This is a genomic window from Bradyrhizobium sp. WSM1743 (assembly GCF_000473065.1).
Taxonomy (GTDB): Bacteria; Pseudomonadota; Alphaproteobacteria; order Rhizobiales; family Xanthobacteraceae; genus Bradyrhizobium.
In genome coordinates, this window is record NZ_AXAZ01000057.1 from 1 (window position 1) to 25517 (window position 25517).

19 protein-coding genes and 1 pseudogene are annotated in these 25517 nt (G+C 63.4%); 10 read left to right on the plus strand and 10 right to left on the minus strand.

All coding sequences use genetic code 11. From position 1 onward, the window contains the following. Positions 1-298: 298 nt before the first annotated feature. Positions 299-1300: pseudogene (locus YU9_RS0127785) on the minus strand (IS256 family transposase); the annotation flags it as partial. A 430-nt stretch (positions 1301-1730) separates the two neighbouring features. On the opposite strand from YU9_RS0127785, the gene YU9_RS0127790 reads away from it, so the two are divergent. The 3 genes from YU9_RS0127790 (at position 1731) to YU9_RS0127800 (ending at position 4732) form a co-directional block, all read left to right on the plus strand. Then, positions 1731-1943 (plus strand): hypothetical protein, encoded by a 213-nt coding sequence (locus tag YU9_RS0127790; protein WP_371259207.1) that lies wholly within the window; start codon positions 1731-1733, stop codon positions 1941-1943. Between the two features lie 171 nt (positions 1944-2114). Continuing rightward, positions 2115-3308, plus strand: a complete 1194-nt coding sequence (locus YU9_RS0127795; RefSeq protein WP_027575736.1) for a CaiB/BaiF CoA-transferase family protein — start codon at positions 2115-2117, stop codon at positions 3306-3308. Between the two features lie 980 nt (positions 3309-4288). Further along, positions 4289-4732 (plus strand): hypothetical protein, encoded by a 444-nt coding sequence (locus YU9_RS0127800; protein ID WP_027575737.1) that lies wholly within the window; start codon positions 4289-4291, stop codon positions 4730-4732. A 1671-nt stretch (positions 4733-6403) separates the two neighbouring features. Here the strand turns inward: YU9_RS0127800 and YU9_RS0127810 are convergent. The 4 genes from YU9_RS0127810 to YU9_RS0127825 all read right to left on the minus strand — a co-directional run bounded on the left by YU9_RS0127810 (position 6404) and on the right by YU9_RS0127825 (position 10643). Beyond that, the gene (locus tag YU9_RS0127810) at positions 6404-7270 is read right to left on the minus strand and encodes an outer membrane protein (RefSeq protein WP_027575738.1); all 867 of its coding nucleotides are present in this window, start codon (positions 7268-7270) and stop codon (positions 6404-6406) included. Positions 7271-7428: 158 nt separating this feature from the next. Continuing rightward, positions 7429-8946, minus strand: coding sequence for a tripartite tricarboxylate transporter permease (locus YU9_RS0127815; RefSeq protein ID WP_027575739.1), 1518 nt, complete (start codon positions 8944-8946; stop codon positions 7429-7431). A 14-nt stretch (positions 8947-8960) separates the two neighbouring features. Beyond that, positions 8961-9503: a tripartite tricarboxylate transporter TctB family protein gene (locus tag YU9_RS0127820; RefSeq protein ID WP_027575740.1), complete on the minus strand. Its 543-nt coding sequence runs from the start codon at positions 9501-9503 to the stop codon at positions 8961-8963. Positions 9504-9668: 165 nt separating this feature from the next. Next, on the minus strand, positions 9669-10643 hold the full coding sequence (locus YU9_RS0127825; protein ID WP_027575741.1) for a tripartite tricarboxylate transporter substrate binding protein: 975 nt from the start codon (positions 10641-10643) through the stop codon (positions 9669-9671). Between the two features lie 287 nt (positions 10644-10930). Between YU9_RS0127825 and YU9_RS0127830 the strand changes: the two genes are divergently transcribed. Both YU9_RS0127830 and YU9_RS48200 read left to right on the plus strand, forming a co-directional pair. Continuing rightward, positions 10931-11284 (plus strand): hypothetical protein, encoded by a 354-nt coding sequence (locus tag YU9_RS0127830; RefSeq protein ID WP_027575742.1) that lies wholly within the window; start codon positions 10931-10933, stop codon positions 11282-11284. A gap of 317 nt (positions 11285-11601) precedes the next feature. Then, entirely contained in the window at positions 11602-12015 is a 414-nt protein-coding gene (locus YU9_RS48200; protein WP_156952163.1) for a hypothetical protein, read from the plus strand. Positions 12016-12427: 412 nt separating this feature from the next. On the opposite strand, the gene YU9_RS0127840 is transcribed toward YU9_RS48200, so the two are convergent. The 3 genes from YU9_RS0127840 to YU9_RS0127850 all read right to left on the minus strand — a co-directional run bounded on the left by YU9_RS0127840 (position 12428) and on the right by YU9_RS0127850 (position 15822). Next, on the minus strand, positions 12428-13225 hold the full coding sequence (locus YU9_RS0127840) for an enoyl-CoA hydratase/isomerase family protein (RefSeq protein WP_027575743.1): 798 nt from the start codon (positions 13223-13225) through the stop codon (positions 12428-12430). Between the two features lie 48 nt (positions 13226-13273). After that, entirely contained in the window at positions 13274-14473 is a 1200-nt protein-coding gene (locus YU9_RS0127845) for an alanine--glyoxylate aminotransferase family protein (protein WP_027575744.1), read from the minus strand. A 146-nt stretch (positions 14474-14619) separates the two neighbouring features. After that, positions 14620-15822: an alanine--glyoxylate aminotransferase family protein gene (locus YU9_RS0127850; protein WP_027575745.1), complete on the minus strand. Its 1203-nt coding sequence runs from the start codon at positions 15820-15822 to the stop codon at positions 14620-14622. Positions 15823-15952: 130 nt separating this feature from the next. Between YU9_RS0127850 and YU9_RS0127855 the strand changes: the two genes are divergently transcribed. From YU9_RS0127855 to YU9_RS50225, 5 genes are all read left to right on the plus strand, one after another. After that, on the plus strand, positions 15953-16690 hold the full coding sequence (locus YU9_RS0127855) for a GntR family transcriptional regulator (protein WP_027575746.1): 738 nt from the start codon (positions 15953-15955) through the stop codon (positions 16688-16690). A gap of 101 nt (positions 16691-16791) precedes the next feature. Further along, entirely contained in the window at positions 16792-19767 is a 2976-nt protein-coding gene (locus tag YU9_RS0127860; RefSeq protein ID WP_027575747.1) for an FAD-binding and (Fe-S)-binding domain-containing protein, read from the plus strand. Then, positions 19760-20188 (plus strand): heme-binding protein, encoded by a 429-nt coding sequence (locus YU9_RS0127865; protein WP_027575748.1) that lies wholly within the window; start codon positions 19760-19762, stop codon positions 20186-20188. Before YU9_RS0127860 ends, YU9_RS0127865 begins: the two co-directional genes overlap by 8 nt. Positions 20189-20989: 801 nt before the next feature. Continuing rightward, entirely contained in the window at positions 20990-21952 is a 963-nt protein-coding gene (locus tag YU9_RS0127870; protein WP_027575749.1) for a hypothetical protein, read from the plus strand. 172 nt (positions 21953-22124) lie between these two features. Further along, a complete protein-coding gene (locus YU9_RS50225; RefSeq protein ID WP_245266550.1) occupies positions 22125-23681 on the plus strand; it encodes an AAA family ATPase in 1557 nt (518 codons plus the stop codon). Positions 23682-23820: 139 nt separating this feature from the next. Here YU9_RS50225 and YU9_RS0127880 read toward each other — a convergent pair whose 3' ends face one another. Both YU9_RS0127880 and YU9_RS0127885 read right to left on the minus strand, forming a co-directional pair. Next, a complete protein-coding gene (locus YU9_RS0127880) occupies positions 23821-25116 on the minus strand; it encodes a relaxase/mobilization nuclease domain-containing protein (protein WP_027575751.1) in 1296 nt (431 codons plus the stop codon). Next, a complete protein-coding gene (locus YU9_RS0127885; protein WP_210163514.1) occupies positions 25116-25490 on the minus strand; it encodes a hypothetical protein in 375 nt (124 codons plus the stop codon). Before YU9_RS0127885 ends, YU9_RS0127880 begins: the two co-directional genes overlap by 1 nt. Positions 25491-25517 lie beyond the last annotated feature (27 nt).

Consider the following 25517-nt stretch of genomic DNA (forward strand, 5'->3'; position numbering starts at 1 on the left):
GCTTGCAGCCGACGCGTCACGCTTCGCCACGAGGTCGCCCGCGCCCGACAACCATAACCGCCGCTGACGGCAAGTGCCAGCCAGGAATGCAGTCCCGTTCCACGCCAGCATGCCGCCGTGCTCGGGCCGGTCAAGGCCAAGCCGTGCGGTGGCCGCAAACGCGGCCAGCCTTGACCGACCCTGCGCGCGGCAGCTGCGAGATCGGTGGCCGGGACGGAAGAATGGCCCGCGGCGCGGCCGAACAAAAGAATGGACGCGATTTCCGCAATCGTCATCGCGGCGCGGTCATTAAAAATCGCTTGTCCATCTCATCCGTCGAGTGCAGCTTGGTCCGGTGCTGCGGTGGGAACGTCATGTAGGCCAGCACATCGGTCTCGGCCTCGTCCAGGAAGCCGGCAAGCTTGGGCAGCTTGGGACGGAGCTGGTCGGCGACCTTGCGCCACTGCGTGCGAGCGGCCTCGGCATCGTCCTGGGCGAACGCGGTGGCGATGAAGGCGGAGACGACGCGCCGGCCGCTCTTGCCTGCATGGGCCAGTGCGTTGCGCATGAAGTGGACGCGGCACCGCTGCCAACTGGCATTGAGCACCTTGGCCACGGTGGCCTTGATGCCCTCATGAGCATCGGAGACGACGAGCTTGACGCCGCGCAGGCCGCGGCGAGCGAGCTTGCGCAGGAACGCGGTCCAGAACGTCTCGGCCTCGGACGGCCCAATGTCCATGCCGAGAACCTCGCGCCTGCCGTCGCTATTAACGCCGACCGCGACAATCACCGCGACAGATACGATGCGGCCGTTCTGGCGCACCTTCACGTAGGTGGCGTCGATCCACAAATACGGCCAGTCACCCTCGATCGGACGGGCGAGGAAGGCCTTCACCTTGTCGTCGATCTCGCCGCAGAGCCGGCTGACTTGGCTCTTCGAGATGCCTGTCATGCCCATCGCTTGCACCAGGTCGTCCACCGAACGGGTCGAGACGCCCTGCACATAGGCTTCCTGCACCACGGCGGTAAGCGCCTTCTCGGCCATCCGGCGCGGCTCCAGGAAGCCCGGGAAGTAGGAGCCCTTGCGCAGCTTGGGGATGCGTAGTTCGACTGCGCCGGCGCGGGTCTCCCAGATCCGGTCGCGATAGCCATTGCGCTGGGCCAGACGCTCGGGGGTCTTCTCGCCATAGGCGGCCCCGGTTTGGTTTTCGACTTCCAGCTCCATCAGGCGCTGGGCCGCAAAGCCGATCATCTCGCGCAACAGATCGGCATCAGGGGTCTTCTCCACGAGCGTGCGCAGGTTCATCATGTCATCGGTCATCGGTGGTTCCTCGGTTGCGTTGGCGTGTCGCAACCCGATCCTACCGGAGAACTGCCGGTGACCACCGCAAAGCCGCCCGCCCGCTACGGCGCTATTTGAGGCGCGCGTCCGGGCGGCTTTGCTCTACCGAGCTACACCATCACTCGGGACACGACCCACAGTCGGGGCATTGCCCCTTCCTGAACACCGTCGCACGTGGTTCAGGAAATCAGTAGTGGCCCGCACTCGCGGCTCTTGAAATCGAGGGAGCTTCTGCGCAAGTGTATACTTTCACACAGTCGCTCTGGCAAAGCTCCATCGGCATAGCTGCGGCCGTGGCAAGATATCGTACCAATTCGAGGCGCCGAAGGAAGCCATGAAGATACTTTGGCTGTCAGCCTGGACTCTCGGCGCGTTGTTCGCCCTCGCCTCCTCCGGAGGAGTGCCTGTTATGGATTCGAAAGCCAAAGCGGCCAAAAGTGCCAGTGAGGCGCGCTCGCCAACGGTTCCACGCGCTCGGGATCCCTCCGCCGCAGTGGCAGAGGAGTACGAGGCCGCCCGCCGCAAGGACACGTTGGAAGCCTATGAGCTTTTTATCGCGCGCCATGGTGACGACCCGCTCGCCGCGAAGGCGCGTAACGATCTTAGGCGTCTGTCGCAATAAGCAGCATCGCTCGTGCAACGATCAACGCGACGTTATCTGCCGCCAGGTTCTCGACGACTCACGCCGTCGGATTTTTCGGCCACGGCGCATGGCTGGCTGCTGCAGTCGGCGCTTGCCGCATGACCTTTCGGCATTATGGTAGGCTCGTAATCTGTCCCGGAGCCTTTCACGATGCCCTTTCCGCCTGCCTCCGAAGCCTTGTCGCGCTTCACCGTGCTCGATCTGACCCGCGTCCGCTCCGGGCCGACATGCGTGCGGCAACTCGCGGACTGGGGCGCCAACGTCGTCAAGATCGACGCGCTGACCGAGGACGCCGGCGGCGAGCAGCCGGGCGGGCCGCGGCGCGGTTCCGACTTCCAGAACTTGCACCGCAACAAGCGGGCGATGACGCTGAACCTGAAGGACGAGCGCGGGCTCGCCGTGTTCAAGCGCCTCGCCGCCAAGGCTGATGTCGTCGTCGAGAATTTCCGGCCCGACGTGAAGAAGAAGCTCCGGATCGATTATGACAGCCTCACCGCGATCAACCCGCGCATCGTCTACGGCAGCATCTCCGGCTTCGGCCAGGACGGCCCCTACTACAAGCGGCCAGGCTTCGATCAGATCGCGCAAGGCATGGGCGGGCTGATGTCGATCACCGGGGCACCGGGCGAAGGACCGATGCGGGTTGGCATTCCCGTCGCCGACCTCACGGCAGGCCTGTTCTGCGCCATGGGCATCCTCACCGCACTGCTCGAACGCGAGGTTTCGGGCAAGGGCCAGTGGGTGCAGACCTCGCTGCTGCAAGCCCAGATCTTCATGCTCGACTTCCAGGCCGCGCGCTGGCTGATGGAGAAGGAGGTCGCCAAGCAGGCCGGCAACAACCATCCGACCAGCATTCCGACCGGCGTGTTCAAGACCTCGGACGGGTACATCAATATCGCCACCACGGGCGGACGGATCTGGGAGCGCTGCGCCCAGGCGATCGGCGCGCCGGAGCTGGTCAGCAATTCCGAGTATGCAACCGCCCCTGCCCGCTCCAAGAACCGCGATGCGCTCAACGCCGAGATCGAGAGACGCACCGTGACGAAGTCGACCGAGACCTGGGTCCGCGAACTCAACGAGGCCGGCGTGCCCTGCGGGCCGATCTATGCGATCGACCAGATGTTCGAGGACGCGCAGGTCAAGCATCTCGGCATTGCGCAGGACGTGCCGAACGACGAAGGCCGCCACATCTGCCTGATCGGTCAGCCCGTGACGCTGTCGCGCACGCCGAGCAGGATGGTGGCGCGGCCGCCAGAATTCGGCGAGCAGACGGAAGAGGTTCTGATGGAGTTCGGCTTGGCCGCTGACGAGATCGCGAGGCTGAGAGAAGCCCGCGTCATCTAAGGGTGCTCATGTGAGCTAGAAAGCGAATCTGAACGCGAATTCTCATGCGCATTTCGAAGGGCAAACGGGAGTCTATCGGCACTGCTCCAAGTGATGGGGTCTCACCCTGAAGCAATCAACCTAGGGACAATTGCACCGATGCCGGAAGTTTGGATGGTTGCCTTGTAGGACCTAGTCAGGTTTACGTGCGGGCGGTCGGCTCGGCGGCGGTTCGTTTAGATCTCGCGCCCAAGGAGCACCAGTCGCAACTCTTGATTTCGAGGATATATCGTTCGAGCTCACACAGGATGAAGTGAGGAAACTGCCCGCGACAACAGCGGCAATCCCCACAACCCTCGTTCTGTAAGCCAGCAGCGAACAGCTCAATCGAAATGCAGCTTCCTGCATCACAGCGCACCGTGCGGAGTCAACGACGCTAAACTAGCAGAAGGTTCCGAGGGCGTCGAGATTGGCGTTTCCGGGAGCTGTTTGGAAAGCGTGTCAATTGATCAGCATGTGTCAGGTGACTAGACCAATTTATCGCGGCGCCTGTGCTGTCGCGCACGAGCAAGCAGGATCTTGGCTCCCCCCCGCCCGAATTCGGCGAGCAGGCCGATCAGGTGCTGGTCGATTTCGGATTCAGCATGGGCGATATCTCCAAGTCTAACGAGGCCGAGGTGGTTCGAGCGCCCCGAACAGCCGGTAAGGCCCGTGCTTTGTGCCCCAGGGGCGGCAGGCTGGTATCAGATTGTGGCCGACGCAAGGGTGAACGTCGGCCTCAAAAAGCGACAGAAATTCTCTTTGGAGGATGTAAGGAACGCCTGCCGCACAAAGGCTTGAGCCATAAAGTTCAACTCGCCCGGATCGGCACCTTATACACCAAAGATACGCGTCACAGCGCCGCATAAGTTGATGTGCTTTTGGTGTGCACCTAGCGGATGTACATTTCTTGGAGTTTCTGGTCGTATCTGGAAAAGATTAGCAGAGACACTGGAACTACGATGAATTTGATGCGCAGGCTGCGTCTGAGGCTCTTCCCGCCCCAAGGAATTATCGAGGGCTACGAAAACGAAGAGCTTGTCGAGACAATCTTTCGCAAGACGGTCGCCTTCCAAGCAGAAGAGAACTGGCCGCTCGTTGCGAACGTAGGATCGGTGCTCGATTTCGGCGGCGGGGCTGGAATCCACTACAAGGTTGCGCGACAAACGTCCCCCGATATTCGCTGGGCAGTTGTTGAGACGCCAGCAATGGTTCGTCGTGCAAGTAAGCTGGCAACGAACCGCTTAATGTTTTTCAGCGATATCGAACATGCCGCCGACTGGCTCGGAAGCATCGATCTAATGCATTCGAATGGCGCGATCCAATATGTCGACGATGCGATTGGTACTGTGGAGCCTTTGTGCGCTGCGCGACCCACCAAAATGGTTTGGTCGTGTACCCATTAGCAATGGATCGGCCAGGGAGGAGACTCAGACATCGTTCCTCAGTCACAATGGGCCAGGCGAGATGGCCGCGGGAAGCGATAAATTGGTGAAGTATACTAAACGCTGGATCCCCGAGAACGCGTTCGTCGCTGCGCATCAAGGTTACGCTCTGATCGAGCGCGGCTCGGACCCGCGTGAGCGAGGCACTCAGCACTTCTGCTTCGCCGGAATCGGGTGAAGAGTGTCTCAGTAGGCGCTGTCGCTCTCCTCATCATAGGGCTTAGCGTGCACGAAGCTTTCAAGTGAAGTTGGCCCGAGTCTAGAAGGCAGCTCCTGCGGCCAATGATTCACCCTCTCAGGTTCTAAAAACTCAAGCGGATCACAAAACCAAGACCAGTAATGATGGCCGATGATTCGCAAAAGGCCAAATGAAAGGAATATAGGGCTTCCTGCGACTTGAATCTGCCTTGAATTCGCAGCACGCGCGCCGATGGAGTCCGAGCGTGTCGGATTACTGAAAGTGGCCGAGGACTGCCAAAGAGCCGGCCCGATTTCGCCGCCCCTAGGTAACCGCGCTGAGATTAAACGGACCGCGGCAGGAACTCGGCGGCGCGCCGATCCGTGCTGTCGATGAGTCGACTTTGGTGCCCAGAGCCAAGAACCTAGCAGCCGGCGTAGAAGAGACTCCAACTCTAGCCCGAAACCGCCACCATCGGCTGCTCTTTATGGAAATGCGGCACCACAAAAAGGCCGCGCTACGAGCAGCATGGTGATCGCCGCTATGACCAGCAAAGTTCATCTCATCGCTTCTTCCCTCGGAAATGATCTTGCCTGCTCACCTGCGCAGCAGATTCAGTGCGGCGATCATCGGCAAGAATTACTCGGACCGCGTCCCGCGTTCGAAGATCAAGTCGATCGGAGGATTCGGCCGCGTGCGCGCGCGATCTCTGGCAGGTCGAGCCGGAAATCGGGATAGGGGGAGTCTCGCGACTCCTCCCTCCCACACCACCGTACGTACGGGTCGCGTATAGGGCGGTTCGCTAGATTGAGCACGCACGGTTTGTTTTGCGCCCGTGCCAGAGGGCTCAGATAGCAGACATCGACGGGCTGGCTTCGGCCCTTCGAGCAGCGCTATCTGGGCTTCACCCTTTTTCCCGCCGCTCCGAAGGCCAGTGACCTGGATTTTCTGCCGCTTGGCCAGCTTGAGATTTCCACCTCCAGCGTCTTTTCCAGCGTTCAGGCCTTCAGCGAAACTCGTTCCGCCTACTACGCCGTCTGCTGACTTCTCCGCCGCGGTCACGAGCCTTGCGGCCCGCTCAGTCCGGTGTCCCGGACACGACGGAGATCTCCCGAGGTAAGACCGACCGCCTTCNCCGCACGCCCGCCGGATTTACCACCCCGACCCTTGATGACCTTGGACTTCGCGATCTGTTGCTCGCTCGTCCGGCCGGGTAGGCCTCGTTATCCGGTCTTTGTCCATCGGGCCGCGGCTTTGCTCCACGCTTCCTTCAGACCCCATCTCGCGATGACGCCCTTGCGCTTCGCTAATCCTTCGCCGTCATCAGGCTGGATCGAGGACTTCCACCTCCAAGCTGCCGATCATGCTCGGCACACAACGACAAAGCCCGGCGCGAGCCGGGCTTTGCTTGTTGTTGACGCCTTTGTTGATCTCGGTACGCGCTCAGTACGTGCTCAGTACTTGGCGACTACCGGGCCACCGAACTGATAGTTGATGCCGGCGCGCAGGATGTGATCGGTGAAGCGCGACGAGACGTTGGCGCTGATCGTGGAGGCTGGTGCCAGCGTGAACGGACCGGACGAGAAACGCCCGAGATCCATATAGAGATATTCGAGCTTGGCGCTCCAGTTCTGGGTGATCTTGCCTTCGACACCCACACCGACAGTCCAGCCGGCGCGCGTCGTCGAGCTCGTGCCGATCGAGGCGATCGGCGCACCGGCGGGGGTGAAGCCGGTCATGGTGCCCGTGGTCTTGAGCTCGCCGAAGGCCAGACCGCCGGTGCCGTAGAACAGGACCTTCGGGGTTGCCAGGACACCGATGCGGCCGCGGACCGTGCCGAACCATTGGAGATGCTGATCGACCGTCAGAGTGGTGCCGGCCAGACCGCCCGGTGGGAGGAACGTCAGGCCGGGAAGGCAGGGCCCGCCGGCAGGCGCGACGCCGCCGCAATTGAAGGTCGCGCGGCCCTTCTCGTCAGACCAATTCAGGTCGCCCTCGATGCCGTAAACCCAATTCGCGCTCTGCCAGTTGTAACCGGCTTGGCCACCAGCGACAGCGCCGTTCATGTCGAACGAGCCGCTGGTGATGGAGCCCGCCGGGGGCGCGATCGCTGCACCCGTGGCCGAGTTGAAGTAGGAAACGTCCGTGCGCGAGCGGCCCCAGCTGTATCCGCCATTGGCGCCGATGTAGAAGCCGGTCCAGCTCCAGACCGGGTCGACGATAGGCGCCTTGACATAGGGCCTTGCCGCGAGATCGGCAGCCAGCGCACCCGTCGCAAACAGCGACATCGCCGCCGCCATTCCAATCACTATCCGCTTCATGGAGAATTCCCCCTTTGCACGATTTCGTGATGAATATACGTCGAGGAACGCCAAAGAGCTGTGCCACGCCTGCAACATCCAGAAACAATCGAGGCGTGTGGCGCCCGGACTACAACGACATTTCCGGGATATGCCTTTGAATATGAAGGCGATTTAGCTCATTGCGACGGCGCCCGGGCCCGCTGCGTCCATCCGACGCGACCGAGCAGATTGTCGATGACCGGCCAGAACAGCAGCAGAAGCGCCAGGGTTGTGATCGAACTCACGAGGCCGTTCGACCAGAACACCTTCAAAGTCCCGCCCGAACCGATCATCGACAGGCGAAAGGCATCCTCGGCGCGGTTGCCGAGCACGAGCGCGAGGGTGAACGGCGCCAGCGGAATGCCGATCTTCTTGAAGACGTAGCCGACGATGCCGAAGCCGAGCATCAGCCAGATATCGAACATCGCGTTCTGGATCGCATAGGCGCCGATCGCGCAGGACACCACGATCATTGGCGCCACCGCGGCAAACGGCACGCGCAGGATCGAAGCGAAGATCGGCACCGTCGTCAGCACCAGCACGAGGCCGACGACGTTGCCGAGATACATCGAGGCGATCAGGCCCCAGACGAAGTCCTTGTGCTCGACGAACAGCATCGGCCCCGGATTGAGCCCCCACACCATCAGGCCACCGAGCAGGATCGCGGCGGTGCCCGAGCCGGGAATGCCGAGCGCCAGCATCGGCAGCAGCGCCGAGGTGCCGGAGGCGTGCGCGGCCGTCTCCGGCGCGAACACGCCCTCGATGCGGCCCTTGCCGAAATTTTCGGGCTCCTTGGCGAATCGTTTTGCCAGATTGTAGCCCATGAAGGATGCCGCGATCGCGCCGCCAGGGGTGATGCCGAGCCAACAGCCGATGAAGGAGGAGCGCAGCAGCGTCACCCAATATTTCGGCAGGTCCTTCCAGACGCCGAGCACGACGCGCAGCGAGATGCCCGCCGCGTGTCCGCGTAGCGCCAGCCGCTCCTCCATCGTCAGCAGGATCTCGCTGATGCCGAACAGGCCGATGACGGCGACCAGGAAGTTGATGCCGCGGAGCAGCTCCGGCGAGCCGAAGGTCATGCGCAGATTGCCCGACACCGTATCCATGCCGATGCCGGCGAGCAGCAGGCCCAGCGACATCGAGATGACGGTCTTGTGCTTGGCTTCGCGCCCGAGGCCGACGAAGGAGCAGAAGGTCAAGAGATAGACGGCGAAGAACTCCGGCGGGCCAAACTTCAGCGCGAAGGACGAGATCATCGGCGCAAGGAACGTGATCAGCAGCACCGCGACCAGCGAGCCGATGAAGGAGGAGGTGAACGCCGCGGTTAACGCCTCCGCCGCCCTGCCCTGCTGCGCCATCGGATAGCCGTCGAAGGTGGTCGCGACCGACCAGGCTTCGCCCGGGATGTTGAACAGGATCGAGGTGATGGCGCCGCCGAACAGCGCGCCCCAATAGATGCAGGACAGCATCACGATCGCCGAGGTCGGGTCCATCGTGAAGGTCAGCGGCAACAGGATCGCGACGCCATTGGGGCCGCCGAGCCCGGGCAGCACGCCGACGAAGATGCCGAGCACCAGCCCGACCATCATCAGGACGAGCGTCTTCCACGTCAGCAGGACGGCAAAGCCGTGGAGCAGGAGACCGAAAGCTTCCATCGCGTAGGGCCCGTCTAACGGCCGAGGGCCGCTTCGAGCGGCCCTTTTGGCATGATGACGTCGAAGGCGATGTCAAAGGTGACGAACATGATCGCCGTGAACACGACAGCGGTGAGCAGCGACTTCCACAGCGCGATCTTGCCGACGAGGCGCATGAAGCCCGCGATCAGGAGGAAGCTCGCGACATAGAGGCCGAGGACCTGCGTCACCAGGCAGAACAGCAGCGTCGGCGCGAACACCGCCATCACCCGGCGGGCCTGCGCGCGCGTGACGAAGGTCTCGCGCGCCGCGCGGTGCGAGACGAGCGCCGCGATCAGGCCGTAGAGGCTGCCGCCGCCAAGGATGACCGACAGATAGAACGGGAAATAGCCAGGTTCGGGGCCGGTCGCATCCCAGGACGCGCCGGTGCGCCAATTGTCGTAGCCGAGCGTGATGGCGAGCGCGAGCAGCAGGAGACAGACGATGATCTCGATCGTGCCGGAGGCGATGACGGAGGGGGAATCGTCTTCAGGGGCGGTCGGATCGTCGACGACGATTTCGATATCGGTTTGGGACATGAGCTCAGATGCGAGGCTGGGGAATTGTTCACCTCTCCCCGTTCTTACGGGAGAGGTCGGCGCAAAGCGCCGGGTGAGGGGCTTTCTCCGCGAACTCAACTCGCGGAGAGAGCCCCTCACTCCGACCCTCTCCCCGTAAGAACGGGGGGAGGGAGAAAAGAGAAGTTACTTCGCGACGAAACCGGCTTCCGTCATCAGCGACTTGTTCAGCGCATCGTCCGCCTCGAGGAACTGCACCATGTCCTTGCCGGTGAGGAAGATCGGCTTCAGCGCTTGCTTTTCCATGTAGTCCTTGTACTCGGCGGTCTGCGTCACCTTGTGGAACAGATCGACGTAGAACGCCTGCTGCTCGGCCGTGACCTTGCCGGGCAGGAACATCGCGCGCAGCATCAGATACTGCACGTCGACGCCCTCCTCCTTGCAGGTCGGGATGTCGGCCCAGGACTGGGTGTCCGTCACCTTGCTGGTGTAGGAGATGCGCTCCTTGTCGAACACGCAGAGCGGGCGCACCTGGCCGGCGCGCCAGACTTCGAGATTTTCGGATGGGTTGTTGACGTTGGCTTCGGTGTGGTTGCCGACCAGCTGGGTCGCGGCCTCGCCGCCGGACTTGTAGGGCAGATAGGAGAATTTCGCGCCGGTCTTCTGCTCGAGGAACACCGTGAGCACGTGGTCCTCGCGCTTGGAGCCGGTGCCACCCATCTTGAACGGGGAGCTTGCGGCCTTCGCGGCCGCGACGAATTCCTTCACCGTCTTGGGACCTGCGCTGTTGTCCCAGAGCACGAACTGGTCGAGCGCGACCACAGAGACCGGCGTCAGCTCACGCCAGTTGAACGGGATCTTCGCCGACAGCGGCAGCATGTAGATCAGCGAATAGGCGATCAGCACCTTGTTCGGGTCGCCCTCACTGGATTTCATGTACATCAGCGCTTCCGCACCCGAGGCGCCGCCCTTGAGCGAGACGACCATCGGCTGCTTCATCAGATTGTTCTTCTGGATCGCGGCCTGCATCATCCGCGCCATCTGATCGGAGGCGCCACCCGCGCCCGCCGCCACCACGATCTCGACGGGTTTCGACGGCTCCCAGCCCGCAAAAGCTGGCGTACCGCAGAGCGCGGTCGCAAGCGCAATTGCGGCCTTCATTCCATGTCCCACGTGCGTCTTCCCTATATTCTTGTTTGGATTGGAAATTCAGAGACGAATTCAGCTCCCATTGTGCTGGCGAATCCAGCCGAGTTCAAGCCATCCCACGTCATCCCCGTTATGACTTTGGAATAAGACAGTCCCGCGCGATTGAGTTACAAGCGAGCCGTAACTCCTTTGCAGCAGGGGCGGAAAAGATCGATGGCCTTCATCGGACGTCCGAGATCCGCGGTGCCTCAGACGCTTCGACTTTGCAGAATTGGCAAGAAATTCAGAGTGGTGAAGTGATGCCGCGCGTCCTCTACATCAACGAGAGATTTGGCCGTGACGCGACGATCATCCTGGACAACGGAGAGGCCTGTTGGATCTCCGTCGGCAACAAGGGCGTCTTAGTACGTTCCCACAAGCACAGCTTCTGGGGTGGATTGCTGGGAAGCCTGTTCGGTCCGAAGCTCTATCAGGAACGGGACGTCTACCGAGCACTTAGCGTTGCTCAAGCTCTCGCCGCGACGTTTCGGCCGGTTCCACAAATTCAGTGCAGAGACGTGATCCTCAAGGCATTCTGCACAGCGGTCTGGCACAGCTCTTCACCCGCACGCGTTAAGGACGTTCTGAATGACCCGGTTTTGCTCGAAGGGTAACATTATTAGCTGCAAGGCACGGCTCCTGACAGGGCATTTCTGCTTCGCCTGTGCTTGCAATTTTGTTTTCCAACTATATTCCTGAAAATATGAGTACCAGTAGAAAACTGAGTTTGAACCACGACCATGAGCGGAAGAGAACGCGGTGGAAAGTGAATTGGGGAGTTCCTGCGCGAGCCGCTGGCGGCACGGCTAGAGCAGCCGCGCTATCGGGTGACGAGCGACGGGAAATTGCGCGGAAGGCCGCCAAGGCCCGTTGGGCGAGACAGTTACCGCGCGCAACGCATGAAGGCGTCATCCGGTTTGGCGACATCGAGATGGAGGTTGCCGTCCTCGACAACGGGCAGCGCTTGGTGACGCAGAGCGGATTCATGGTAGGCTTAGGTCGCATTCGGCCGCCCAAGGGTCGCCAGTATTACCGGGCCGGCGCCAACCTGCCGGGATTTTTGACAGTGCAGAATCTAAAGCCCTATATCGACGACGATCTTGTTGCGGCAGCTAACCAGATCGAATTCCGGACCAAGCAGGGCTTCAAGGCGTTCGGGTACGCGGCGAACTTCCTGCCGGAGGTCTGCGATGTCTTTGCGCGCGCCCAACGAGCCGGAGTTTTAAAGGCCGTCCAGCGCAACATGGCTCACCGTGCCGGAATCATCGCCGAACAGCTCCAACGCTCATGCACTATGCGCCTCATAGATGAAGCTACGGGTTACCGCGAAACTCGCGAGACGTAGACGGGCCGGGATGGTTGTCGGACGCGAGGAGACGTACGCATGTGCTTCCTTCAAGGTGTCCTGGTGTTTCTACTAGCCGGCATTGGTACAACCGTGTTCGCCAAGGGCGTGCCGCAGGATCCAAAACCTAGATCGCAATGCCTTGTGAATGCCTCCGAACTGCCGCCGGGAACACCAGAGGTCATGTGTCCAACTCGCAGCTCACCGGGAGGCTTTTGCGTCTGTCCAAGATTCACTAGGGACGGTGACGCAGACGGATATTTTGTTGGGACGGCAAGATAGCCCGCCCCCCTAAGAGCCTGCGCAACGTGCAAACACGGGCATTGTCGAGATCGCGTTTGCCGGCGGCTGTCGGGGGCGCTTTGGGTGGGACTGGATGGGGAGGCGCTGCAGCGGGTATTGAAGGAGCGCGCTACTTGCCCTTCCAGACGGGCGCCCGCTTGTTGAGGAAGGCGTCCATGCCTTCGCGGAAATCTTCGCTCATATAGGCTTTGAGGATCAGGTCCTCGCCTTCCTCGCGCGACAGCGTGCGGCGGATGCGGCGCACCGCTTCCTTGGTCGCTTCCAGCGTCAGCGGCGCGTGGCTGGCGACGAGCTTTGCGGTCTCGTCGGCGCGGCGCTGCAGCATCTCCACATCAGGCACGACCTCGTTGAGCAGGCCGAGTGCCAGCGCCTCCTGTGCCTCGACGAGGCGCGCCCTAAAGATCAGATCCTTGGTGCGGGCGGGACCGACCAGCGCAACGACGCGGCTGATGTTGGACATCGACAGGCAGTTGCCAAGCGTGCGCGCGATCGGAAAGCCCATCCGCGTCGTCTCGGTGCCGATGCGAAGATCGCAGCAAGCCGCGATGCCGGCACCGCCGCCGGTGCAGGCGCCGGCAATGGCCGCGATCACGGGCACGCGGCACTGCTCGAGCGTGCCGAGCACGCGATCGATCCGCGCCTCGTAGTCGAGCGCATCCTGCGCGGTCTTGAAGGCGCGGAATTGCGAGATGTCGGTGCCGGAGGCGAACGCCTTGTCGCCGGCGCCGGTCAGGATCAGCGCCTTGATCGAGCGGTCGGCGTTGATCTCCTGGCAGATCTCCGCCATGCGGTCATACATGGCAAAGGTCATGGCGTTGCGTGCTTGCGGGCGATTGAAGGTGATCCGCGCGATGCCGTCCTGGACGGAGTAGAGCAGGTCTTCGTTGGTAGTCACAGGTAGGTTCATCGCGCGTCTCTTCTTTTACGCTGGTTCAGGCCACCTGAACCGCTAAGCCTAAGCTACCTGGGCCTTGGCCATCGGCACCACGTCGCGTCCCTTGAGGACGTCCATGGCCGCGAGCACGCCGCCGCTCCGGTGCGGGATCTTTGCAAGATCGAGGCCCATCTCGACGCCGGCGAGCGTGCCCATCAGCATCAGATCGTTGAAGTGGCCGATATGGCCGATGCGGATCACCTTGCCCTTGACCTTGTTCAGGCCGGTGCCCAGCGACATGTCGAAATTTTCCAGCACGACCTTGCGGAAGGCGTCGGCATCAAAGCCCTCGGGCACGCGCACGCCGGTCAGCGCCGGCGAATGCGCGGCGGGATCTGCGCACTGCGTCTCCAGGCCCCAGACCTTGACCGCGGCACGCGTCGCCGCGCTGTGGCGCTTGTGACGGGACCAGACGTTCTCCAGCCCCTCCTCCTCCAGCATCTTGACCGCTTCGCGCAGGCCGTAGAGCAGGTTGGTCGCGGGCGTATAGGGGAACGTGCCGAGCTTGTTGAAGCTGATAACCTCCTGCCAGTCCCAGTAGGAGCGCATGCCCGGATTGGCCTTGGCGACCGCGAGCGCCTTCTCGGAGATGGCATTGAAGCCGAGACCCGGCGGCAGCATCAGGCCCTTCTGCGAGCCGGCGACCGAAACGTCGATGCCCCAGGCGTCGTGCTCATATTCCATCGAGCCGAGGCCGGAGATGGTGTCGACCATCAGCAGCGCCGGATGCTTTGTGCGATCGAGGATCTTGCGCACTTGCGCGGGCGGCGTCACGCAGCCGGTCGAGGTCTCGTTGTGGACGACGCAGACCGCCTTGATCGCGTGCTGCTTGTCGGCGGCAAGGCGCTTCTCGATCTCGGCGAGATCGGCGCCATGGCGCCAGTCGCTCGGGATGAAGTCGACCTCGAGCTTGAACTTGTCGGCGATGCCGCGCCACAGCACGGCGAACTGGCCGGTCTCGCACATCAAGACCTTGTCGCCGGGCGCGAACACGTTGACCATCGCCGCTTCCCACGCGCCGGTGCCGGACGAGGGAAAGATGATCACGGGCTGCTTGGTGCGGAACACGCGCTGCATTGCGGCGAGGACGGCAAAACCGAGCTCGGCGAACTCCGGACCGCGATGGTCCAGAGTCGGCATGTCCATCGCCCGCAGCACCCGGTCGGGCACGTTGGTCGGTCCTGGAATCTGTAAGAAATGCCTTCCAGTATGCACGGTCATCGGCGTCCTTCCCGGTCTAGCCTTGGTTTGGTGGGCGCCGAATAGCACCAATTGACCGGCTTGTCCCGTCCTCCAAGAGGGGCCGTCCGTGCATACGGGCCAGCCTGCCTATCATCCCCTCCGACTGCCCTCCCGCCGCGACCACCTCACGTGCCGACCACCTTCAGATGCGGCGAGGCATTGCCCTGCGGGCGCTGCTCCAGGAGCTTCATCGCGACATCGACACCGCCGGAGCGATGCGGCACGCCGGCGACCGACAGGCCCATCTCGACGCCGGTGAGCGCGCCGAGCAGCGTCAGCGCGTTGCATTCGCCGAGATGGCCGATGCGGAAGACCTTGCCGGCGACCTTCGATAGGCCCGAGCCGAGCGACATGTTGTAATTGTCGAGCACGACTTTCCGGAACTGATCGGCATCATGCCCCGGCGGCATCAGCACCGCGGTGAGCACCGGTGAGTACTCGGCCGGCTCCTGGCAGAGGATCTCGAGGCCCCAATGATTCACGGCGGCGCGCGTTGCGGCCGCCAGCCGCTGGTGGCGAGCGAACACGTTGTCGAGTCCCTCCTCGAGCAGCATCGCGATCGCCTCGCGCAGGCCGTAGAGCAGATTGGTGGCGGGCGTGTAGGGGAAGAAGCCTTTTGCGTTCGGCTTGAGCATCTCCTCCCAGTCGAAATAGGAGCGCGGCATCTTGTTGGTCTTGGACGCTGCCAGCGCCTTCTCCGAGATCGCGTTGAAGCCGAGGCCTGGCGGCAGCATGAAACCCTTCTGCGAGCAGCTGACGCTGACGTCGACTTTCCACTCGCCGTGGCGGTAGTCGACCGACCCTAGCGAGGAGATGGTGTCGACCATCAAGAGCGCCGGGTGCGACGCGCGGTCGATCGCGGCGCGGATCTCGGCGATGCGGCTTGTCGCGCCGGTCGAGGTCTCGTTGTGCACGACCATGACGGCCTTGATCGCGCGCGCGGTATCCTCAGCGAGCTTCGCCTCGATCACCGCCGGATCGGCGCCGCGGCGCCAGTCGCCCGGGACGAAGTCGACATCGATGCCGAAGCGGCCGGCCATCTGCCGCCACATGGTGGCGAAATGGCCGGTCTCGACCATCAGCACTTTATCGCCCGGCGACAGCGTGTTGACGATCGCGGCCTCCCAGGCGCCGGTCCCGGACGAGGGGAAGATCACCACGGGGCCCTTCGTCTGGAAGATCTTCTGGCAGCCTTCGAGCACGGTGCGGCCGAGCTCGGCGAATTCCGCGCTGCGATGGTCGATGACAGGCATGTCCATGGCGCGCAGGACGCGCTCGGGGACTGGGCTCGGGCCCGGAATCTGAAGGAAATGGCGTCCCTGATGCATGAAACCTCCCTGTCGGCGGGTTCTGGCCGCTCAGCTAGCTATTTTGCATTCATTTTTTGTCTCTTCAATCGAAATCTGGTATTCGATTGCGGCCGTCGACGTGATCAAACGGGCAAACTACTGTCTGCAAATGAAATCCGCGATTCCCGATACCGGGGTCCCGATCACCCCGCCCGCCGGCAATGGCGGCGATCGCCAGGAGGCCTCGCTTCATGGCGAGATCCTGCTGCGGCTGCGCGACTACGTGGTTGAGGGCAACATTCCGGAAGGCGGGCGCGTTCCCGAGCGGCAGCTCTGCGAGATGCTCGGCATCTCCCGCACCCCCCTGCGCGAAGCCTTGAAGGTGCTCGCTGCCGAGGGGCTGATCGAACTTTTACCGAACCGCGGCGCGCGGGTGCGCCAGCTCAGCCAGCGCGATCTCGAGGAGCTGTTCGACGTGATGGCGGGACTGGAGAGCCTCGCCGGTCGCCTCGCCTGCGAAGCCATTACCGACGCGGAAATCACCGCGATCGAGCAGCTGCATTACGAGATGTACGGCCGCTATCTGCATCGCGACATGCACGGCTACTTCCAGGCCAACCAGCGCATCCACGAGAGCATCGTCGCGGCTGCGCGCAACGAGACGCTGAAGACGGTCTACGCCAACTTCGCCGGCCGGATCCGGCGCATCCGCTACTCCGCCAATTTCGCCCGCAAGCGGCAGCGCTGGGCGGAGGCTATGCGCGAGCATGAAGCCATTCTCGATGCGCTGCGCCGCCGGGCCGCGAGCGAGCTCAGCGACATCCTGTTCCAGCACCTGCGCAACAAGCGGACGGCCGCGATCGAGCACCTGACCGAGCCCCAAGAGGGCGCGCCAGCCTCGCCTTAAGGGCCCGGCTTGCTCATTTTGAACTCATAATATAATCGGTCTGGAACCATAATGAATAACTCAGCAAGGCTGAGCCTCGCTGGGGCAGTCCGGGATCAGGGATGACAAACGCCTCCTCGCTCGAACGGCGCCTGCGCGCGGAAATAACAGGCGACGTCCTGTTCGACGGCTTCAGCCGCGGCCGCTACGCCACCGACGCCTCGTTCTACCAGATCATGCCGACGGGCGTGGTGGTGCCGCGGACCATGGACGAAGCCTTGCTGTCGCTCGCCATCGCCCGCGACGAGGGGGTGAAGGTCACCCCGCGCGGCGGTGGCACCTCGCAATGCGGCCAGACCGTCAATGACGGCCTCGTGGTCGATCTCTCCAAGCATCTGAACCGGATCCTCTCGCGCGATGTCGAAGGCCGCACCTGCGTGGTCGAGCCGGGCATCGTGCTGGACGACCTCAACCGGCAGCTTAGAAAGCACGGCCTGTGGTTTCCGGTCGACGTCTCCACGGCCTCCCGCGCCACCATCGGTGGCATGGCCGGCAACAATTCCTGCGGCGGCCGCAGCCTGCGCTACGGCACCATGCGCGACAACACGCTGTCGATGGAGGCATCGCTCGCCGACGGCACGCTCAGCCGGTTTGGCGAGGTCTCGCGCGATCTCTCCGACCTCGAGGCACCCGACAGCACCCGCGCCCTGTTCCGCGACATGCTCGATCTCGGCACGCGCGAGGCCGAGGAGATCGCCGCGTGCTTCCCGAAAGTGCAGCGCCGCGTCGGCGGCTACAATCTCGATGCCCTGGTGCCGCGCAACGCGCCGAACAACATGGCGCATCTCCTGGTCGGCTCGGAGGGCACCCTCGCCTTCACCACCAAGCTCGAGCTGAAGCTCTGGCCGGTGATCCGCAACAAGGCACTCGGCGTCTGCCATTTCGGCAGCTTCTACGAGGCGATGGATGCGGCCCAGCATCTGGTCAAGCTTAAGCCGATCGCGGTCGAGCTGGTCGACCGCACCATGATCGCGCTCGGCCGCGATATCGCGATGTTCAGGCCGATCATCTCCGCCGCGATCAAGGGCGATCCGGATGCCGTGCTGGTGGTCGAGTTCGCCGAGGAGGACCAGGCGGACAATCTGGCGCGTCTCAAGCAGCTCTCCGAACTGATGGGCGATCTCGGCTTCGGCTGGAATAACGAGACGCGCAAATGGGGCGGCGTGGTGGAGATCATCGAGCCGGCGCTGCAGAGCGGCATCGCCGATTTCCGCGCCGCCGGCCTCAACGTCATGATGTCGATGAAGCAGGAGGGCAAGCCGGTCTCGTTCGTCGAGGACTGCGCCGTCCCGCTGCCACACCTTGCCGATTACACCGCGCGGCTGAACGAGGTGTTCGCCAGGCACGGCACCAGCGGCACGATGTACGCGCATGCCTCGGAGGGCTGCTTGCATGTGCGGCCTGTGCTGAATTTGAAGCTGGAAAAGGACGCCAAGGCGATGCGAGCCATCGCCGAGGAGGCGTTTGCGCTGGTGCGCGAGTACAAGGGCTCGCATTCCGGCGAGCATGGCGACGGCCTGGTGCGCTCGGAATTTCACCAGACCATGTTCGGCGAGCGTCTCGTCGCCGACTTCAGGGAGGTGAAGCAGCGCTTCGATCCCGAGGGCGTCCTCAATCCCGGCAAGATCGTCGATGCACCCAAGATGGATGACCGCTCGCTGTTCCGCTTCAAGCCGGACTATCGGGTCGGCGAGCTGAAGACCAGGCTCGACTGGTCTGCCTATCCCGGCGCCGGCGGCGGCTTCCAGGGCGCGGTCGAGATGTGCAACAACAACGGAGCCTGCCGCAAGCTCGAAGGCGGCGTGATGTGTCCGTCCTACCGCACGACGCGCAACGAAAAGGACGTCACGCGCGGCCGTGCCAATACCTTGCGGCTGGCGATCTCCGGCCAGCTCGGCCCCGACGCTTTGTCGTCGGATGAGATGATGGAGACGCTGAAACTCTGCGTCTCCTGCAAGGCCTGCCGCCACGAATGCCCTGTTGGCGTCGACATGGCCAAGATGAAGATCGAGGTGCTGGCGGCGCGCGTCGCCTCTCATGGCCTGACACTGCGCGACCGGTTTGTCGGCTATCTGCCGCGCTATGCCGGCTTCGCTTCGCGCTTCGCTCCGCTGGCAAATTTGCGCAACCGCAGCCCGCTGTTACGAAAGCTATTCGAGCGCTTTGCTGGCATCAGCGCGCGCCGGGCCCTCCCCGCCTTCCGCAGCGACGTGTTCGTGCCGCCGGCTGAAAGCGTGGGACCGGAGACCGGCCGCGAACTCGTGCTGTTCACGGACACCTTCAATCGCATCTATGAGCGCGAGAATCTCGAGGCCGCGCTGCGCGTGCTCGCGGCGGGCGGCTATCGCGTGCATCTGCCGAAGCCTGCGGGCGGCAACCGCCCGCTCTGCTGCGGCCGTACCTTCCTGTCCGCCGGTCTCGTTGACGAAGCGCGGTTCGAGCTCGACCGACTCGTCACCGCCTTCGCGCCCTTCGCCGCGCGCGGCGTGCCGATCGTCGGCCTTGAGCCGAGCTGCCTGTTGACGCTTCGCGACGAACTTTCGTCGCTGCGCAAGGACAATGACGCCAAAGCGGTCGGTGCCTACGCGCTGACCTTCGAGGAGTTTCTGGTGCGCGAGGCGGAAGCCGGCCGGCTGCAGTTGCCGCTCGGGACGGTCGCCGACAAAGCCATTGTGCATGGCCATTGCCACCAAAAATCCTTCGGCGCCTTCAAGCCGGTCGAGCAGGTGCTGCGCCTCGTCCCGGGCCTCAAGGTCGAGACCATCGAGTCCAGTTGCTGCGGCATGGCCGGCGCGTTCGGTTATGGTGCGGACACTTATGATGCCTCGTTCGAGATGGCCGAGCTGTCACTGCTGCCGGCCGTGCGGCGCGCGGATCCAAGTACACTTGTCGTCGCCGACGGCACCTCATGCCGGCACCAGATCCACGACGGCGCGCAACGCGAGGCGCTTCACGTCGCGCGCGTGCTGGCGATGAGCCTCGATCGCGCCAAGACCCATTCCACTTCTCAAGCTGCAAAGGAAACCAGCCATGGTTGACCTCACGCTCGACACCGCCCGCAAGATCCTCGATGCCGCCTTCGCCAAGGCCGGCGAGCTCAAGCTGAAGCCGCTGGTCGTCACCATCCTGGATGCCCGCGGCGTGCTCAAGCTCGCCGCCGCGCAGGACGGCACCAGCCTGATGCGCGCCGAGATCGCGCACGGCAAGGCCTATGGTGCGCTCGCCATGGGCATGGGCTCGCGCGCCCTATTCCAGCGCGCGCAGGAGCAGGCCTATTTCATCGATGCCGTGAATACGATCGTCAAGGGCGCGCTGGTGCCGGTCCCCGGCGGCGTGCTGATCATGGACGGCTCGACGCTGCTGGGTGCTATCGGAGTTTCCGGCGACACATCCGACAATGACGAAGCGTGCGCGGTCGCGGGCGTCCAGGCCGCAGGGTTGAAAGCCAACGCTGGGTAGCCATGTCATTCTACTTGAGCGCTGCGCTCCTAAAATGTCACAGATGGGACGCGGGGACAACTCCAACACCCGACCGCTCGGGGGAAGAGACTTTATCACTCCTGCTGCGTGGGCGACCAGGCGGTCGATTGATCTGGGTCGTCGCACCGGCCGCCTATTGAGATGGCGACGCGGCGGCCGATCAAACTATCGTTCGAATTCATCGCCGCGCAACTGCGTGCAAAGACGTCTCGCAGTACAGCATCCACCATTCCTAAGGCTGACTGGTAACGTCGCGCGGCGCGAACGCTGAAGTTGTCGCATTGGCAAGGGCTTGGCTGCACAAATTTCAGGAGGCGCAAATCGCCACGATGGAATTCCGGTGAAAATTAACGATATTTCCACTGTGCGGTAGCGTGCGGCCATAATTTGTTCTATGTTTGTGCTCGCCTGAGCGATGACTGCAAGGGCGGCCGCCGCCGATGGATCAGATCGGACGGCGACCTAACCACAGCAGACTAACGAGGAGTCTACCAATGGCTATCAGCCAGTATATTGCCGATTCGTCGGCGTTTCCCGCTTTTGATCGTCCTGTCCCCTCTCAAGGGGCTGTCCGGTCTCGCCCCGCGCGCCCGCAGCTCATGCGCTCGTCGGGCGCGCTGACGCGGGCGGCCGGCGACGATTCGCTGTCGCCGATCGCGATCCCCTAGACCCCCAGCTCCATTGAGCTTTCCGAACGGCACAGCCTCTCGGCACGCAGATGCGGCGACGGCCTGTCGTTCGGATGTCAACGGACAATCGATCGATCAGGAGATCTTCAACATGTCGTACTTCAAGGACAAGCCGCTCATCAGCACGCGCACCACGAGTCATGTGCACCGACCCTACGGGGGCGTTGCCGACGTTCGCGAGATCATCGACCGCGCCGCCCACGTCAAGGTGCTGGTGTTTCCGATGAGCCTCGCCTCCAGGCTCGTCGCGAGCGAGCTCGCCTGCCCCGCGTTCTACGCCATGACCGGCGACGCCGCGGACGGCAGCGTTCCGATCTATCTCGGCGAGACGAACTGCTTCAGCCGGCGGCTCGGCGAACACCTAGCTGATCCGCAGAAGGCGTGGGCCCGCCTGATGTTCGTGGTGCGCGGAACCTCGAAGGAGGTGCGCTTCACGAAGGAGACCGCGGCCTACCTGCAATTCTGGCTGACGCATGCGGCCGACCGCTGCGGCGTCATGAAGGTGGTCGCCGGCTGCCCGCCGCGGATGCCCGAGATCGATCCGCTGGAGATGCCGCTGCACGAGCGCATGCTCGAAGACGCCCAGCGCTTGCTGTTCGATGCCGGGGTGACCGCCTTTGAACCGGCGCCGGCCGGCATGCCGCAGGTGGACGCGCCGTCGCTGTCGCCGGAGACGGCCGATGACGCCGAGAGCGGCCCGATGGAGATCGACGTGCACCTGCCCCCGGGCGGCGCGGAGTTCGAGTTGCGCTATGATGAGACGATCTGGGCGCGCGGCTATCCCGCCAACGACCGTTTCGTCGTGGCGGCCGGCTCGGATTTCCGCATCGCCACGAACCCGAGCGCGAGCCCGGTGACCCGGGCTCGTCGCGCCGCCCTGTTCGAGGCCGGCGTGCTGACGCCGATCCCGGGCGCCGTCGATCGCATGCGTATCACGGTCGACATCGCCTTCCCCTCGATGGCGACCGCCGCCAAATCGGTGTGCGGAGCGCATGTCGATAGCTCGAAGTGGCGGCCCGTCGATCCGACGCAGCGCCCGGTGATGCAGCTCTAGATCCGACCGCGACTGAGACGCCGCAGGAGGCTTCCTGCGGCGTCCATGTTCGTCGATCGCATTCGGCGGGCCTTGCCATCGTCCGCGACGGCAAAAGCGATCCGAAATTTTCACAATGCCTAGGAGAGGTCGTCGCCGCGCTTTCCGGCGTCGAGGCGAGCCGAGCAACCTCATGATCGATGATCTGGATGACCTACCGCTGAGCAACTTCGATGAGGATCTCATCCAAGGCGCGGCCCAAGATTCCGCGTCCGGCGAGCAAGCCACCGCCGACTTGCCGCGCGTGCTGCGCTTCGCGGTCCTGGCCTCTCGCGCCGACCATTCCGTCTACCAGCGCCTCGCCGCCGAGATCGAGACGGTCTGCCCCGGTATCGCCCTGACGGCGACCTGGATCGACACGCTCGATGCCGCAAGCGGATGCGCGCTTGCCGTCGAGCTCGACCACCGGGCGGTCTGCGAGGACAAGTCGGAGTGCCGGAGCCTTGCCGATTGCGTCCGGCTGATCTCGCTCGCGCTACCTCGCGACAGAGCGCTCGGTGAGGAGCACCGCCGTGTCGCAGGGGCGCTTGTCGCCGCCCTTCGCAAGCTTCCGCAGTCCATCCCCTTCGCGCTCGCCGCCGAGGTCGAGGCCGTGGTTTATGGCTGGGCGGCGCTGCCCGTCTGCGCGCACGAGGTGGTGGGCGCCTTCCAGACGCCGGCAATCCGGGCAGCGGCGATGCTCGGCGCGCGCATGGCCCGGCGCAGGATCGATGAGGCCGAGGAGAGAGCCTTCGCTCGCTCGCGGGAGCGTCTGCGCAAAGCCGACGAGCGGCAGGCCGCGGGCGGCGACGTCGATACGCCGAGGCCGGTTCCGGCCGTTCCCGATGGCCATGTCGTCGTGGTGCGAACGGATCCGGTCACCATGGCCGGCAACAAATTCAAGGAGATCATCTCGCCGCTGAAAAGCCTGATCGATGTGCCCTTGCCTCTGATCAAAACGCCGCCGCTTGCGGAGGTGCGCCGCCAGTTGATGGCGGAATTCGGCTATGCCGCCAATGTCGTCGATTTCGTGCTGTCCGATCTGGTCGGCCGTCCCACCATCGCCTTCCGCCCGCTGCTGATGGTGGGGCCGCCCGGGGGCGGCAAGACGCGGTTCGCTCAACGGCTGCAGCAACTTCTCGGCATCGGCATGTGGCGGACCGATTCCAGCGGTGCCGATGCCGCGGCCTTCTCCGGGACCGACCGCAGATGGGCGACCGCGCAGCCATGCCATCCGCTTCTGGCGATCGCCCGCGCCGGGCATGCCAACGTACTGGTCCTGCTCGATGAGCTCGACAAGGCCGCGATCGGGAGAGATCACGGCCGCCTGTTTGACTGCCTTCTTGGGTTCCTCGAAATCGACTCGGCGCGGCAATATCCTGACCCCGCGCTGCAGACCACCGTGGACTTGCGACACGTTTGTTACGTTGCGACGGCGAATTTCATCGACAATCTGCCCTCTCCTTTGCTCGATCGCTTCCGCCAGATCGTCTTCCCCAAGCCGGCAGAGGAGGACCTTCAAGCCCTGCTCCCCGCGGTAGTCACCGACATCCTGCGCGACCAGGGGATGGACCAGCGCTGGATCGATGGCCTGAGCCCGAGCGAAACGGCCGCCATCGCGCACCATTGGTGCGGCGGATCGGTGCGACGGCTCCGCCGCCTCGTTGAGATCGTGTTGCGCCAGCGCGACGGCCAAGCAAGCCGCCATTGAACGATCTCGCTCGATCGCCCGGCCTGACCAGCGGGCAGAGGCCTCAGGCATCCTCATCGAACGTCCCCATGCGGCATCATAGCCCTGCGCCTTGACGACGACGCTTTCGAAGGCTCTAGACTGGAACGAAGCTCCGCCACTAGGGGCTCCAGCCCGGAGCACGCGCCTGTTCGGCTTCCCCGCGCTGAGTGATCTCAACTTCCGAGCGGTTAGGCGGGATGTCCTCCGCCGCTGAGGTGACAATCTTCTCGGCGGCCTGCATCAGTTCGAGCTCCGATCTGGCCATCCACCCGGCATCCTGCCACAGCAGCGAAATCGCCCTTTCCAGAATGGACTCAGCCCGAGCAAGACGGCGGATGCGGGTGGCGATCTCGTCCCTAGACTTCCGCTCGCGCGAACCTGCGTGGCCCGGTTGGTAGATCAGGGATAGCCGTTCCGTCTTCAAACTGGCCAACTCCCCCTCGACGGCATCGATCCTCTTCTGCAGATCGAGACGGGCGCGCCGCTCGGCATCCGACGGCTTCAGGTGCTCTGGCGAAGCGCGTGATGGAGCAGCATTGGGTGCGATGCTTTCATCGGCGTCGAGCAGCCGGGGGATCCGGCGCTGAGCCTCTTGATGGACGGTCGAGGCGTCCTGCCTGAGAATACGATGCAACGATCCGACGAAAAGCTTTTCATGGTAGAGCGCGATACCGCTCGCCGCATTCCCGCGTCTCAGCGCGACGCCATTCCGAACCAAGAACCAGGCGATTTCCGATTCCGTCGCTGGGCTCTTCCATAGACGTTCGAGCTCCGACTGAAATCCAGTCAGCGGGAAACCGGCCGCCTGAGCCGATCGACGCATGGAATCGGTCATGCGCGGCGCATTGATGACCGGTGCAACCCCGAGTTCATCGATTAGCCAGTCGGCAACATGATCATAGCCATCGGCACGAAGCGCCCGAACAATCGACTTTTGCCAACGGCTAGGGACGGCCTGACCCTCGATCAGGTAGGCAGCGAGCGCCATGACTTTGTGAAGCCTCGGCGCATGGTGGCGCATGTCCAGCGCGCGAAAAGTTATCGGCGAGACGTGACCAATCAGCAGGTGCAGATGATTTGCACCCCCGCCCGCACGCGGCTTGTCGTTGTGCGCGAACACAATCAACGGGTGGTCATGCGCCTTCAATTCCGTGACTACAAGGTCGACCACCTTCGCCGCTTCGTCCGCCGTCAGAGTCTTCCGGGGCGAAACATAGACATGCCAGAAGGCAATCTCGGCACGGGACGCCGCCGTCAGGGCCGCCATGACTTGCATGCCGTCGATGGTCTGACGGACGCAGAGATTGCGCATCTCCACCAGTTCCGGACGCTGATCCTTTTCCTTCCAGAGGTGCGCATCGAGACGACGGGCGTCCGTCAGCGAACCCCGATATGGAAAGGCGCGCGTGATCATCACCGCGGCCCGATCGAGCGGGCAAGCAGCAGCAAGGCGGACACTGCATCCCGCAGCAAGGTGATCATCTGCCCGTGGTGTTCTGCATCCGCGACCCGAGCGCTGCTCTGCTTGACCTCGTTAGCGCAGCCAATGATGGCTGCGTGGATTTCAGCGAGCTTTTGTCTTATTCCGTCGTATTTGGCGCGCCTCCTGCGCGGACGCGTTCCAGACAGATCGGTTTCGATCAGATCTCTGATGTATTGACCCAGATCGATCTCCATCGAGGCCGCTCGCGCGGTGGCGGCGTCCTTGAGGGCTTTCGGCAAGCGCACGGAAATGGAGGCTTTGGTCGCGTTTGGCGTATTACAGGCAATCTCTGGATACTTCTCCAATGGCTCTTTCGGGCCCTGCTTGGAGCT